This is a genomic window from Methylobacterium sp. A49B (assembly GCF_053346215.1).
Genome location: NZ_JBKFBO010000117.1, coordinates 217,781 through 230,959, shown reverse-complemented (window position 1 = coordinate 230,959; position 13,179 = coordinate 217,781). Strand labels below are relative to the sequence as shown.

Here is a 13,179-nt window from a genome sequence, read left to right as displayed (position 1 = left end):
CCAACCAGCTTCGTCGATCCGAGGTGAGATCTCAGTAGGCCTTGTGCAACTCCGGCTGGAGGCCGTGGACCTCGCCGCCGACATCGGCCCAGATCTTCTTCTTCACGTAGTACAGCAGCCCCGACAGGATGATCAGGAACAGGATCACCCGGAACCCCAGAGCCTTGCGGTCCATCATGTGCGGCTCGGCCGCCCACATCAGGAAAGCCGCGACGTCCTTGCCGTACTGATCGACGGTCTCGGGCACGACCGGCTGGCCTTGATCGTTCTTCGGGTAGGTGACCTGCCCGTCGGTGATCGGCGGCGGCATCGCGATGATGTGGCCGGGATAATATTTGTTGTAGTGGCCGCCATCCGGGACGGTGAAGTCCTTCGGCGCCTCTTCGTAGCCGTTGAGGAGCGCGTGGATGTAATCGGGCCCCTGCTCCGAATAGCCGATGAGGGGCAGCCAGTCGGTCAGGAAGTACAGCGAGCCGCGGGAGAAGGTCCGCGCCTTGGCGATCACCGAGAAGTCCGGAGGCGCCTTGCCGCCATTGGCCGCGGCTGCCGCCTGATCGTTCGGGAAGGGCGGCGGGAAGGTGTCGGCCGGGCGGCCCGGGCGATCGAACATGTCGCCCGCATCGTTCGGCCCGTCCTTGACCTGATAGGTCGCGGCGAGAGCTTTGACTTGGCTGGCGGTGAAGTCCGGGCCGCCCTCCTGCGCCAGATTGCGGAAGGCGACCAGCTTCATCGAGTGGCAGGCTGAGCAGACTTCCTTGTAGACTTGGAAGCCTCGCTGCAGCTGCGCGGTGTCGAAGCGGCCGAACGTGCCGGCGAAGCTCCAGTTCACGCGGGCCGGGATCGGCCCGCCATGTCCCTCCTGGGCGGAGGCCGGCGCGGCGCCGAACAGAAGTGCCGCAAGGGCGGCGGTCGAGAGGACGCGGGTCATCATCATGGTCCTGTCGTCAGCCCGTCAGCCCTTGGTGGTCGGAGCGGCGGCGGCACCCGCTGGCATGCCGGATCCGCTCACCTGCTTGCCTGGCCCGGTCACGCTCTCGAGGATCGAGCCCGGCAGCTTCTTCGGTGTCTCGAACAGACCGCAGAGCGGCATGACGATCAGGAAGTGGGCGAAGTAGTAGGCGGTGCAGACCTGCGATGCGATCACGTAGCCGCCCTCCGGAGGCTGCGAACCCAGCCAGCCGAGCAGCAGCGTGACGCCGATGAACACCCATAAGAACTGGCGGTAGATCGGCCGGTAGTTGCACGAGCGGATCCGCGACGTGTCGAGCCACGGCGCGAAGGCCAGGATGATCACCGCCGAGAACATCAGGATCACGCCACCGAGCTTGCTCGGGACCGCGCGCAGGATCGCGTAGAATGGCAGGAAGTACCATTCCGGAACGATGTGCGCGGGCGTCACGGCGGGATTCGCCTGGATGTAGTTGTCCGCGTGGCCGAGGAAGTTCGGCTGGAAGAACAGGAACCACGCGAACAGGATCATGAACACGCAGGTCGCGAACACGTCCTTGACGGTGGCGTAGGGCGTGAACGGCACCGCATCCTTGCTCGACTTGATCGGGATCCCGGCCGGATTGTTCTGACCCGTCACGTGCAGCGCCCAGACGTGCAGGATGACCACGCCGGCGATCATCCAGGGCAGCAGGTAGTGCAGGGAGAAGAAGCGGTTCACCGTCGGGTTGCCCACCGAGTAACCGCCCCAGAGCAGGGTCTGGATCGTGTCGCCGACCACCGGGATCGCCGCCAGGATGTTGGTGATGACTGTGGCACCCCAGAAGCTCATCTGGCCCCAGGGCAGCGTGTAGCCGAGGAAGGCGGTGGCCATCATCAGCAGGTAGATGACGACGCCGAGGATGTAGAGCACCTCGCGCGGGGCCTTGTACGACCCGTAGTAGAGCGCCCTGAACATATGAACGTAGACGGCCACGAAGAACATCGACGCGCCGTTCGCGTGCGCGTAGCGCAACAGCCAGCCGTAATTCACGTCGCGCATGATCTTCTCGACGGACGTGAAGGCGCCCGTCGCCGAAGGTTCATAGTGCATCGCCAGCCAGACGCCGGTGATGATCTGGATCCCCAAGAATGCGGCGAGGATCGCCCCGAAGGTCCAGAAGTAGTTGAGGTTCCGCGGAACCGGGTAGGCAATGAAGGACGAGTGCACCAGCCCAGCGATGGGCAGGCGCGCCTCGAACCATTTGGCCACGCGGCTCTTGGGGACGTAGGTGCTGGCCGTTCCGCTCATGCTTCCGTCCTCCTCAAGCCGCTTCCTTGCCGCCTTCGCCGATCCGGATCTTCGTATCCGTCTGGAAGGCGTAAGGCGGGATCGGCAGGTTGATGGGCGCTGGTCCGTGGCGCACGCGACCCACCGCGTCGAATTGCGAGCCGTGGCATGGGCAGGCCCAGCCCTCGAAATTGCCCTGGTGGCCGATCGGCACGCAGCCGAGATGCGTGCAGTTGCCGTAGACGATGAGCCACTGGTCGTGGCCATTCTTGACCCGCGTCGTGAAGGCGGCGGGATCGATCATCGCCGAGAGTGGCACCGCCTTCATGTCGCCCACCTCCTTCTCGGTGAGCTTGCGGACGAAGATCAGCTTGCCGCGCCAGAAGACGTTCACGATCTGCCCGTCCTGGATCGGCGCCAGGTCGACCTCGATCGGGGCGCCGGCCGCGATCGTATCGGCGTCGGGCGCCATGGAGGAGATCAGCGGCCAAGCGGCAGCGCCTGCTCCGACGGCGAGCGCGGCACCGGTGGCGAGGAAAAGGAAATCACGGCGGCTGCCGTCATGCCCGTGCGTCGCGGGGGCGGCGGCTGATGTGTTCGCCAAGGTCTCGAACCTCCAGAGAGCGGGCCCTCACCGTGCCGGACGAGGGAGGCGCGCCGCTTGACGTGCGGGTTTGTCGGCTCGGCCGAACCACAGCACTTTAATTCTAAACTGTGCAATGCGACCGCCCGTCGCCCGGAGTCAAGCCGACGGCCAGATCGCGCGCGCATCTCGCGCAGTAAGCGGGGCCGTATGTTACTGCGGTGCGGTAGACAGGGCACTCCCGCGACCGCCTGAGGCTGGTTCGATTCTTCCACCCCGGCTTCCGTTCCGGGATGCGCCCGCCTCATGTCGCGCCCGTGAGTCGGTGCCACCTCAGGACCAGCAGGCTCGCCACCGCGAAGAGCCCCGCGCAGAAGCCGAACCAGATTCCGTAGCCCTGGAAGCCGCCGCCCCAGGCCAGCGCGGCGCCGAGCGGCACGCCGAGGCCCCAGTAACCCCCGATCGCGATCCACATCGGGACCCGGGTGTCCTGCAGACCGCGCAGCATGCCAAGCGCCACCGACTGCACGCCGTCAGCCACCGCGAAGAGCGCCGCGAAGCCGATGAAGGCGGCCGCGATCGGCAGGATGGCGTCGTTGACGGGGTCGCGCAGGTCGAGAAACAGGCCGGTGAGCCGTTCCGGAACGAGGAGCTGGGTGAACGCGCAGAGCGTCATGAAGACGAAGGCGAGCCCCAGCGCGACCGCGCCGGACCGTCGTACGCCGCTCCCGTCCCGGCGCCCGAAGGCCAATCCGACCCGTACGGTTGCGGCCTGGGCGACACCGTTGGGCACCATAAAGCACACGGCCGCGATCTGGATCGCCACTGCGTGGGCGGCGAGCTGGCTCGCCCCGAACAGGCCCATACCGAGGGCGGCGGCCTCGAATAGGCCCGCCTCGGCCAGGCCGGTCGCCACCATCGGCAGGCCGAGCCGGAAGACGGCGGCCAGCCGCGCGCCGTCGAAACGCCAGAGCCCCTGGAGGAGCCGATAGCGCCGGAGTCGTGGATTGCACAGAACTACGGCGACCAGAAGAGCGAGGCTGAACACCGACGAGCACAGCGTGGCGGCGCCGATCCCCGCCATGCCAAGGCCGAGGCCCGCAGGAAAGGCGAGCCACAGGCCGAGGGTGACGTTCACCGGAAGCGCAACGAGGCTCGCGGCCAGCGCCCAGCCCGGCCGTTCCAAGGCGGCGAGCGCGCCCCGCACGGCCATGAACAGCAGGGCCGGCCACATCGCCCATTGCAACACGCGCATATAGGCGCCCGCCGCCTCGGCCAGGGCCGGCGGCTCTCCGATCGCGGCGAGCAGCGGGCCGGTGTACCAGAGGAGCCCCATGAGGGGCGCGGACACCAGGGTGGCGGCCCAGAGGCCAGCCCGAAGGGTACGCCGCGCGGCGTGGCTCGCGCCTGGATCGCCCCCGAGCGCTGCAGCGGTCAGCGGTGCCACCGTCCCGGTCAGGCCGAGGCCGCCGATGAACAGGATGAAGTAGAGCCCGTGCGCCAGCGTCGCCGCCGCAAGGTCCTCGGCACCGAGGCGACCGAGCAGGACGACGTCGGCCATGATCAGGCCGTGCTGGGCGAGGTTGATGAGCACGAGCGGCCCCGATAGCGCCAGTGTCGCGCGCAATTCGTGGAGCCAGGGACGGTGCAACGGGGCCCCTTCCCGCGCGGGAAGGCCCGCGAGGTCGAGTGCCGGCATGGAACGCTCTCGGGATGTCTCAAATCTGAACGGATCGGCCGCGATGACGCGGTGACCTCGGCGCCGCGACCCGTCTGGGCCGGCGCCGCCATCGCCTAGCTGCGCAAGGCGTCGGAAACATGTCGCGCCCGCCGATCCGGCGTCAGCCAGCCCTCGGGCGTTTTCGGCGGATCCCGATCGGCCAGAAAGCCGCCTGACTGACGCGCCCAGAGGCCGGCGTAGACGCCGCCGCGGGCGACAAGTTCTGCGTGCGTGCCCTCCTCGACGATCCGTCCGCGGTCGATGACCACGAGCCTGTCGAGGGCCGCGATGGTCGACAGGCGGTGAGCGATGGCGAGCACGGTCTTGCCGGCCATCAGCGTGTCGAGGGAATCCTGGATTGCAGCCTCGACCTGGCTATCGAGCGCGGAGGTCGCCTCGTCCAGGATCAGGATCGGCGCGTCCTTGAGCATGACCCGCGCGATGGCGATCCGCTGGCGCTGGCCGCCTGAGAGCTTCACGCCGCGCTCACCCACCTGGGCGTCGTGGCCGCGCCGCCCCTTGTGGTCGACCAAGTCGGCGATGAACCTGTCGGCATGGGCCAACCGGGCCGCGCGCTCGATCGCCGCCTGATCGGCGTCAGGCCGCCCGTAGGCGATGTTATCCCGGATCGAGCGGTGCAGGAGCGACGTGTCCTGGCTGACCATCGCGATGGCCTCGCGCAAAGATGTCTGCGTCACCGTGGCGATGTCCTGGCCGTCTACCAGGATGCGGCCGCTCTCCACGTCGTAGAGCCGCAGGAGAAGTGTCGCCAGGGTGGACTTGCCCGCACCACTCACTCCCACCAGCCCGACCTTCTCGCCGGGTCGGATCGTCAGCGAGAAATCTTCGATGATGGTGGCATCGCCGCGCCCGTAATGGAACCCGACGTTCTCGAACCGGATCTCGCCCCCCGCGACCCGCAATGCGCCCGCGTCCGGCGCGTCCACGAGGGCGTGGGGCCGCGCCATCGTCTGCATGCTTTCCTGAACCACGCCGACATTCTCGAAGACGCCGCGGACCGTCTGCATCACCCAGCCGGACATGGCGATCAGGCGCAGGACCAGCGCAAGTCCCGCCGACGCCTCGCCGGTGGTCATCCCATTGCTCCGCCAGAGGATCAGACAGGCCGTCCCGGTTGCGATGAGGAGAGCGCTGTTGAGGAGCCCGAGCAGGCTGGTGGTCAGGGTCACCAAGCGGAACTGGTGCAGATAGGCCGCCGTGTGGACCTCAACGGCATCCCGCACCGCCGCCCGCTCCTCGCGGTCGCGGGCGAAGAGCTTCACGGTGAGGATGTTGGTGTAGCTGTCGACGATCCGGCCGATCAGCGTCGAACGGGTGTCGGCGGTGCGGTGGGAGCGCGACCGCGCCCGTGGCACAAACCACGTGGTCAGAGCCGCGTAGGCGGCAATCCATATCAGCACCGGCAGGACCAGCCACGGCGAGATCGAGCCGAACAGCCCGACCGCGGTGACGGCGTAGATCGCCACGTAGAGAAGCGTGTCGATGAAGACGACGGCGAGTTCGCGGACCGCCGGGCCCACCTGCACGACGCGGTTGGCGAGTCTGCCGGAGAAGTCGCCCTGAAAATACGAGAGCGAGTGGCCGAGCGTGTAGAGATGGGCACGCCAGCGGATCTGGTTAGTGGATTGTGGGACCACGAGCTGGTTGGAGAGCACCTCGTGGGCCCAGATCGAGACCGGTCGCACAACGGCGATGAGAAGGATCGCGAGCGTTAGCCCCGCCGCATGGTCGGAGAGCACTGTTGCCCGATCCGCCGTGCCGAGCAGATCGATGAACCAGCGCATGACGAGGTAAAGGGAGGCCTCGACCGTGCCGGCGATCACCGCAATGATGAACAGCAGCGCCAGCACGCCGCGGATCGGCCGCAGGTAAAACCACGCGAAGCCGAGGACCGACCGCGGCGGCATTCGCGTTTCGTCGAAGGGCGCGAACGGGTCGACTCGGCGCTCGAGCCAATCGAGGAACATGCTGCCGGGGGTGTGAGGCTGCGGGAGCCTTCATGTAAGTGCGGGCTGCCGCGTGCCAACCGTGCGGAGTGGTCGCGGCAGCAGTTCCGGTGTCCTGTCCGAAGGCCTCAGCGATTCAAGGCCAGCGCGGCGCCAGACTTGGTCAGCGCACCCTCCAGGCCGGCGCCTCCCTGCCGGAGGCGCGCCGCCACCGAGCCGCCGGGCTGATAGAGGTAGACTTCGCCGTCCCGGAAATCCCAGGCCGAGACCCGGGCCAGATCCTTGTTGGCGCACCCCGAAGCCGTAGCCTTGTACAGATCGAGGGCGGGCGCACTCGACAGGGTGACCTTGCAGTTCGCCCCGGTGGCGTCCCGCGCATCCCAGGAGCCGACCACGGACGCCCGCCCGCTCGCCACCACCGGGGGGGGCGGTGCCGGCGGGGTGACCGGCTCCGGGATCACGGTCGGCGCAGCGGGCGACAGCGCGGCTTGCGCACCGGGCGGCGGGGGCGCGTCGGGGCTCGCCGCGGCACCGGGCGGCGGTGCCAGGGGCGCCGCGGTCACGGTTCCCGACGGGATCGCGGTGACCGCGTCGAGGGATCCTTGCTGGGACGGGGCGCGGGTCCGCGGGCCGTCCAGGCGGCTCGACGCGCAGGCACCGAGGCTGGCGCTCAGGCAGAGGACGGCGAATGTCGGCAGATTCGGGCGCAGCATCGGTCCACTTTGAGTCGGGCTGAACGGGGCGCTGAAGCGCCAGCCGCCTGACTCCGATCCAAATGCGCTGACCGCAAGGCGGCCGCTCCCTCCGCAAACAAAACCGGTGCGAAGAGCCGGGCCTTTTCCCCCGGGTGTGACCGGAAGGCCTCACCGGGATGCGATCAAAGCGTGCGCTCGACCATCATCTTCTTGATCTCGGCGATCGCCTTCGCCGGGTTCAGGTTCTTCGGGCAGGTGTTGGCGCAGTTCATGATCGTGTGGCAGCGGTAGAGCCGGAACGGGTCGTGCAGACCGTCGAGGCGGTGACCGGTGTTCTCGTCGCGGGAATCGATTAGCCAACGATAGGCCTGAAGCAGCGCGGCCGGACCGAGGAACTTGTCGCCGTTCCACCAGTAGCTCGGGCACGAGGTGCTGCAGCAGGCGCACAGGATGCACTCGTAAAGCCCGTCGAGCCGCGAGCGGTCCTCAGGCGTCTGGCGCCACTCCTTCTCGGGCGCCGGCGTCTCGGTCTGCAGCCAGGGCTCGATCGCCGCGTGCTGCGCGTAGAAATTCGTGAGGTCCGGCACGAGGTCCTTGAGGACCGGCATGTGCGGCAGCGGGTAGATCCGGATCGCGCCGTCCTTGTCCTTGCGGGTCAAGACCGGCAGCGCGTTGTCGGGGCTCTTGCACTCGTCAATGCCCATCGTGCAGGCGAGCGCATTCTGGCCCTCGATGTTCATCGCGCAGGAGCCGCAAATACCTTCGCGGCAGGACCGGCGGAAGACCAGGGTCGAATCGACCTTGTTCTTGATCCACAGCAGCGCGTCGAGGACCATCGGACCGCAATCCTCGCGGTCGACCTGGTAGGTGTCGATCCGCGGATTGGCCCCGTCATCGGGGTTCCAGCGATAGATCTTGAAGGTCTGCAAGCTATTGGCGCCGGGCGGCGCCGGCCAGGACTTGCCCGGCGTGATCTGCGAGTTCTTCGGAAGATTGAACTGGGCCATGATGATCGTCAGCTTCCGCTGGAGCAGAATGGGGCAGTCGCACGGCCGGGACCGGCGACTGCGCGCATGACTCGGGATTTAAGATCAGTACACTCGCGCCTTCGGCTCGATGTACTGGATCTCGTTCGACATCGTGTAGGTGTGCACCGGGCGGTAATCGATGACCACTTGGTGCTGGCCCTCGTCGAGCCAGGACAAGGTGTGCTTCATCCAGTCCTTATCGTCCCGGTCCGGGAAGTCCTCGCGGGCGTGAGCGCCGCGAGATTCCGTGCGGTTCGCGGCCGACTCCATCGTGACGACCGCCTGGCCGATCAGGTTGTCGAACTCCAGGGTCTCCAGGAGGTCGGTGTTCCAGACCAGCGAGCGGTCAGTGACCTTCACGTCGGCGGCGGCGTTCCAGACCTTGTGGATCAGGCCCTTGCCCTCCTCCAGAACCTCGCCGGTGCGGAACACCGCGCAGTTGTTCTGCATGGTCTTCTGCATCTCGGCGCGCAACTCCGCGGTCGGCGTCGAGCCGTTGGCATTGCGGAAGCGGTCGAGACGCTCCAAGGCCTTGTCGGTCGCGCCCTTCGGCAGCTCCATGGCCCGGCCGTTCGGCTCGACGATCTCGGCGCAGCGCTTGCCGGCGGCGCGGCCGAAGACGACGAGGTCGATCAGCGAGTTGGAGCCCAGACGGTTGGCGCCGTGGACGGAAACGCAGGCCGCCTCGCCGATCGCCATCAGGCCGGGAACCACCGTGTCGGGGTTGCCATCGCGGAGCGTCAGCACTTCGCCGTGATAGTTCGTGGGGATGCCGCCCATGTTGTAGTGGACGGTCGGGATGACCGGGATCGGCTCCTTGGTCACGTCGACGCCCGCGAAGATCCGCGCCGATTCCGAGATGCCGGGCAGGCGCTCGTGCAGGATCTTCGGGTCGAGATGGTCGAGGTGCAGGTAGATGTGATCCTTGTTCTTGCCCACGCCGCGGCCGTCGCGGATCTCCATGGTCATGGAGCGTGAGACCACGTCGCGCGAGGCGAGGTCCTTGGCCGACGGCGCGTAGCGCTCCATGAAGCGCTCGCCCTCGGAATTCGTCAGATAGCCGCCCTCGCCGCGGGAGCCTTCGGTGATCAGGCAGCCCGCGCCGTAGATGCCGGTCGGGTGGAACTGCACAAACTCCATGTCCTGCAGCGGCAGGCCGGCGCGCAGCACCATGGCGTTGCCGTCGCCCGTGCAGGTATGGGCGGAGGTCGCCGAGAAATAGGCGCGCCCGTAGCCGCCGGTCGCCAGGATGGTCATCTGGGCGCGGAAGCGGTGGATCTCGCCGGTGGCCTGATCGAGGGCGATGACGCCGCGGCAGCGGCCCTCGTCGTCCATGATCAGGTCGAGGGCGAAGTACTCGATGAAGAAGTCGGTCTGGTTCTTCACTGCCTGCCCATAGAGGGTGTGCAGCATGGCGTGGCCGGTTCGGTCGGCCGCCGCGCAGGTGCGCTGGGCGGTGCCCTTGCCGTAATCGGTGGTCATGCCGCCGAACGGGCGCTGGTAGATCTTGCCTTCCTCCGTGCGGGAGAAGGGCACGCCCCAGTGCTCCAGCTCGTAGACCGCGGCGGGCGCGTTGCGCACGAGGTACTCGATGGCGTCCTGGTCGCCGAGCCAGTCCGACCCCTTCACGGTGTCGTACATGTGCCAGCGCCAGTCGTCCGGGCCCATGTTGCCGAGGGACGCCGAGATGCCGCCCTGTGCCGCGACGGTGTGCGAGCGGGTCGGGAACACCTTGGTGATGCAGGCTGTGCGCAGGCCGGCCTCAGAGCAGCCGACGGTGGCGCGCAGGCCCGCGCCGCCCGCGCCGACGATTACCACGTCGAAGGCGTGATCGTGGATCGTGTAGGCAGGCCCGCTGCCGTTCGTGCCGTTGGCGGCCATAATCGGCTCCTCGAGATTCGTTGATGCGGGTTCAGGCCGGCTGTCCGAAGCCGATCCGCAGGACCGCGTAGACGCAGGCCACGGCCACCAGGACCGCGTAGACGTTGTTGGCGAACACGGCGGCGATCTTGGTCGCCTGCGCGTGCACGTAATCCTCAATGATCACCTGCATGCCGATGCGCATGTGGAGGGTCACCGACAGGAACGCCAGGATGAGGATGATCGAGACGAAAGGGTTCGCGAGGACGTGGACTGCATCCGCATAGCCGCGCCCGGCCATCCGGGCGATGATGACCACGAAGGACAGCATCAGCACAGTGTTGGTCACTGCGGTGATTCGCTGCAGCCACCAATGGCTGACGCCGTGATGGGCGACGCCCAGACCGCGGACGCGGGCCCGCGGCGTGCGGATGGAGACGCTGGTGTCCTGGCGGACCTGTTCCTTGGCCATGCCGACCTCCTCAGCGAACCAGAAGGGCGACCGCCCAGATGACGAGGGTGAGCGCCACCGACCCGATGAGCGTCAGGCGGGACATGGCAAGCCGCTTCTCCCGATCGAAGCCGATCCCAAAGTCCCAGGCCAGATGGCGCAGACCGCCGAGCATGTGGTGCATGAGGATCCACGTGTAGACGAACAGGATCAGCCGCCCGAACAGGGAGCCGAAGAAGCCGGCCACGTAAGAATAGGCCACCGGTCCCGAAGCCAGTGCGACGAGCCAGATCGCGACCAGCGCAGTCCCTCCGTAGAGGGCCGTGCCGGTGACGCGGTGAAACACCGACATCGCCATCGTCCAGGTCCAGCGATAGATCTGGAGATGCGGCGACATGGGCTGTGCCACTGTCGGGCGAGCGGTGGGTGCCATCGGGTTGAAGCCTCGCAGCTGCGAACTGGACCGTCTCTAATCTGGTAGCGCTAGTGGCTACGGGAGCAAGCCGCAATGCGTCATGCTGCAACGCAATGTGACAAGCTGGGCGACACTATCGAGAATCTGTCACTTCAGTTGCCCCAGGATCCGCCACCAGGCGTAGTCCAGCGGCGCTGCCAGGAGTGACAGCAGCCCGAAGCTCAGCGTCAGGCGTGTGGCATCCCGAAGCCGCACGCCACCGAGTTCGCTGGCGAACACGATCGGCGGCGCTTGGTAGGGGAAGAACACGGTCGAGTAACCGATCACCTGAAGCGAGACGACCGCGAGTGGTGACAGGCCGCTAGCCTCCGTCATCTCGCCTGCGAGGCCGGTATAGAGCGCCGGCGCGCCGTTGGCGGTGACGAGGAGCGTCAGCACCGTGCCGAGTCCGGCGAGCACCGCGAAATTCGCCGCGTCCGCGCCGGGCGTCAGGGGCGCGACCGCCAGCAGGATGTGGCCCAGTCGCTCGCCGAGTCCGGTCTCGTTGACGAGGGCGACGAGGCCGAGGAGCGCCGCGATGTAGAAGCAGGTTCGCAGGTTCACCTGCTGAAAGGCCTCCGGCTGCAGCACCCCGATCCTCGGCAGCAGGCAGATTACCGCCGCCGCCAGCCCGACCCATGCCGGTGCGAGACCGTGCAGGCTGTCGGTCATCCAGAGCGCGAGCGTGCAGGCGAGAATGACGGCGAGGCGCCGCTCGGCGGCCGAGATCGGCGGAAGCGCCGGCAGAGTTGGGGCGGCCGATGACAGCCGGTCCGGGAATAGTCGAAGGATCAGGGCCACCAGCATCGCACCCTTGACGACCGCGAGCACCGGCGCGTGCAGCACGAAGTAGAACAGGTACGAGAGGTGAAGGCCGAGCAACCGCTCGGCTGAGCCCGCCATGACGAGATTCGGCACGTTCGCCGGCAGGATGGCGGCGGACAGGATCGGCGTTGCGACACCGACCGCCAGCACGGCGCCCGTGCGCCCCGGACGACCAGCCGTCAGGCCGAAGGCATCGCAGAGCGCCAGCGTTATGGGAATCATCAGGGCGATGCGCCCGAGATTCGACGGCATGACGAAGGCGATCAGGAAACTCAGCGTCACGAGGCCGGCGATGAAGCGTCCGTAGGAGCCAGACAGGCGCATAGCCAGCGCGCGCGCCATGCGGGCGCCCAGCCCTGTGCGCGTCATCCCCTGGCCCACGATCATCCCGGACAGGACCAGCCAGAAGGCCGAAGTCGCGAATCCCGAGAAGACCGTTCCGGCACTGCCCAGCCGCAGCAACATCGCTAGGCCGAAGAAGGCTAGGGCCGTGACCACTTCCGGTAGCAGCGCCGTGGCCCAGAGGCCCATGCAGACCACCAGCAGGACCGCCGTCGCCGGAACCACAGCCTCCCCGCTCACCCGGACCTCCCGACGCCGCGCCCTTTACGGATGCCCCGCATCCTGGCCGGATTGGCACGGTTCGCAATTCGGATGTTCTTGATAGTGCCTTCGCGCATGACGAAGGAACGCGTCCAGGTGTGTGGCATGCGCCAGCGGCACTGCCCCTCGCCCCCAGCATCGCTGCGGCCCAACGGAGCAGGCCCGGCCGCGTCCGCGACCGAGCCTTTCTCAGTGCCGATCCTGTGAAAGGGACGAAGCGACTTCCCGGCTCAGTAGCCGTAGCCGTAGAGGTTGCAATATGCCGGATCGTAGCCACCGTAACCGAAACCATCGGCGCAATTGTCGTAGCCGAAGCCGCCAAGGCCGTAGCCGACGCCGAGACCCAGTCCGACACCGGCGAGCCCGTAACCGAAGCCGCGACCGTAACCGCGGCCATACCCGCGTCCGGCGAAGCCACGACCCGCGAAGCCGCGGTTGCCGATCACACCCGCCCGACCGACGCCGCCCCGTCCTGCGTTGTTGAATCCGCCGGTGCGGAGACCGCCGACGCCGGTTCCCGCCACGCCGCCGGCGCCGAGGCCGGCTCCACGGAAGCCGCCGCCGAGGCCGCCGACACGGGCGCCACCCAGCCCGCCTCCGCGGAAACCGCTACCACCGAAACCGCCGCCGTGGAAGCCACCGAAGCCACCGCCATGGAACCCGCCACCGCCGAAACCGCGGGCATCCGCACTGCCGGGCAGGAACATTGCGGCGGCCAGAAGGGCCGTCGATGCAATCGCTAAACGCTTCATCGGAAAGTCCAAATCTTGAGAGG

Annotated in this window: 12 protein-coding genes; all 12 read right to left on the bottom strand. The window is 67.6% G+C overall.

Annotated elements, in window-relative coordinates:
- Positions 1-31 precede the first annotated feature (31 nt).
- The gene (locus ACLBX9_RS22335; protein ID WP_432419910.1) at positions 32-931 is read right to left on the bottom strand and encodes a cytochrome c1; all 900 of its coding nucleotides are present in this window, start codon (positions 929-931) and stop codon (positions 32-34) included.
- A 21-nt stretch (positions 932-952) separates the two neighbouring features.
- The gene (locus ACLBX9_RS22330; protein WP_447720470.1) at positions 953-2,239 is read right to left on the bottom strand and encodes a cytochrome b; all 1,287 of its coding nucleotides are present in this window, start codon (positions 2,237-2,239) and stop codon (positions 953-955) included.
- A 13-nt stretch (positions 2,240-2,252) separates the two neighbouring features.
- Positions 2,253-2,822, bottom strand: a complete 570-nt coding sequence (gene petA / locus ACLBX9_RS22325; protein WP_010682075.1) for a ubiquinol-cytochrome c reductase iron-sulfur subunit — start codon at positions 2,820-2,822, stop codon at positions 2,253-2,255.
- A gap of 283 nt (positions 2,823-3,105) precedes the next feature.
- Entirely contained in the window at positions 3,106-4,500 is a 1,395-nt protein-coding gene (locus ACLBX9_RS22320; RefSeq protein ID WP_447720469.1) for an MATE family efflux transporter, read from the bottom strand.
- 95 nt (positions 4,501-4,595) lie between these two features.
- Complete coding sequence (locus ACLBX9_RS22315; protein WP_447720468.1) at positions 4,596-6,509, bottom strand: ABC transporter ATP-binding protein; 1,914 nt, start codon at positions 6,507-6,509, stop codon at positions 4,596-4,598.
- A gap of 107 nt (positions 6,510-6,616) precedes the next feature.
- Positions 6,617-7,201 (bottom strand): AprI/Inh family metalloprotease inhibitor, encoded by a 585-nt coding sequence (locus tag ACLBX9_RS22310; RefSeq protein WP_010682078.1) that lies wholly within the window; start codon positions 7,199-7,201, stop codon positions 6,617-6,619.
- A gap of 164 nt (positions 7,202-7,365) precedes the next feature.
- Positions 7,366-8,190: a succinate dehydrogenase iron-sulfur subunit gene (locus ACLBX9_RS22305; protein WP_447720467.1), complete on the bottom strand. Its 825-nt coding sequence runs from the start codon at positions 8,188-8,190 to the stop codon at positions 7,366-7,368.
- A gap of 84 nt (positions 8,191-8,274) precedes the next feature.
- Positions 8,275-10,092 carry a succinate dehydrogenase flavoprotein subunit gene (sdhA, locus tag ACLBX9_RS22300; RefSeq protein ID WP_010682080.1) on the bottom strand — a complete coding sequence of 606 codons (1,818 nt, stop codon included), beginning with the start codon at positions 10,090-10,092 and terminating at the stop codon, positions 8,275-8,277.
- Positions 10,093-10,123: 31 nt separating this feature from the next.
- The gene (sdhD, locus tag ACLBX9_RS22295; RefSeq protein ID WP_447720466.1) at positions 10,124-10,543 is read right to left on the bottom strand and encodes a succinate dehydrogenase, hydrophobic membrane anchor protein; all 420 of its coding nucleotides are present in this window, start codon (positions 10,541-10,543) and stop codon (positions 10,124-10,126) included.
- A gap of 10 nt (positions 10,544-10,553) precedes the next feature.
- On the bottom strand, positions 10,554-10,955 hold the full coding sequence (gene sdhC, locus ACLBX9_RS22290; RefSeq protein WP_039892184.1) for a succinate dehydrogenase, cytochrome b556 subunit: 402 nt from the start codon (positions 10,953-10,955) through the stop codon (positions 10,554-10,556).
- Positions 10,956-11,084: 129 nt separating this feature from the next.
- Positions 11,085-12,383 carry an SLC13 family permease gene (locus ACLBX9_RS22285; protein WP_447720465.1) on the bottom strand — a complete coding sequence of 433 codons (1,299 nt, stop codon included), beginning with the start codon at positions 12,381-12,383 and terminating at the stop codon, positions 11,085-11,087.
- Between the two features lie 251 nt (positions 12,384-12,634).
- Positions 12,635-13,156 carry a hypothetical protein gene (locus ACLBX9_RS22280; RefSeq protein WP_447720464.1) on the bottom strand — a complete coding sequence of 174 codons (522 nt, stop codon included), beginning with the start codon at positions 13,154-13,156 and terminating at the stop codon, positions 12,635-12,637.
- Between the last annotated feature and the right edge of the window lie 23 nt (positions 13,157-13,179).

What these genes read in the sequence shown, in the direction of transcription:
- ACLBX9_RS22330 (WP_447720470.1), bottom strand. Translation starts at nt 2,239, where the DNA reads ATGAGCGGAACGGCCAGCACCTACGTCCCCAAGAGCCGCGTGGCCAAA.
- ACLBX9_RS22305 (WP_447720467.1), bottom strand. Translation starts at nt 8,190, where the DNA reads ATGGCCCAGTTCAATCTTCCGAAGAACTCGCAGATCACGCCGGGCAAG.
- sdhD (WP_447720466.1), bottom strand. Translation starts at nt 10,543, where the DNA reads ATGGCCAAGGAACAGGTCCGCCAGGACACCAGCGTCTCCATCCGCACG.
- ACLBX9_RS22335 (WP_432419910.1), bottom strand. Translation starts at nt 931, where the DNA reads ATGATGACCCGCGTCCTCTCGACCGCCGCCCTTGCGGCACTTCTGTTC.
- ACLBX9_RS22310 (WP_010682078.1), bottom strand. Translation starts at nt 7,201, where the DNA reads ATGCTGCGCCCGAATCTGCCGACATTCGCCGTCCTCTGCCTGAGCGCC.
- ACLBX9_RS22280 (WP_447720464.1), bottom strand. Translation starts at nt 13,156, where the DNA reads ATGAAGCGTTTAGCGATTGCATCGACGGCCCTTCTGGCCGCCGCAATG.
- sdhC (WP_039892184.1), bottom strand. Translation starts at nt 10,955, where the DNA reads ATGGCACCCACCGCTCGCCCGACAGTGGCACAGCCCATGTCGCCGCAT.
- ACLBX9_RS22315 (WP_447720468.1), bottom strand. Translation starts at nt 6,509, where the DNA reads ATGTTCCTCGATTGGCTCGAGCGCCGAGTCGACCCGTTCGCGCCCTTC.
- sdhA (WP_010682080.1), bottom strand. Translation starts at nt 10,092, where the DNA reads ATGGCCGCCAACGGCACGAACGGCAGCGGGCCTGCCTACACGATCCAC.
- ACLBX9_RS22320 (WP_447720469.1), bottom strand. Translation starts at nt 4,500, where the DNA reads ATGCCGGCACTCGACCTCGCGGGCCTTCCCGCGCGGGAAGGGGCCCCG.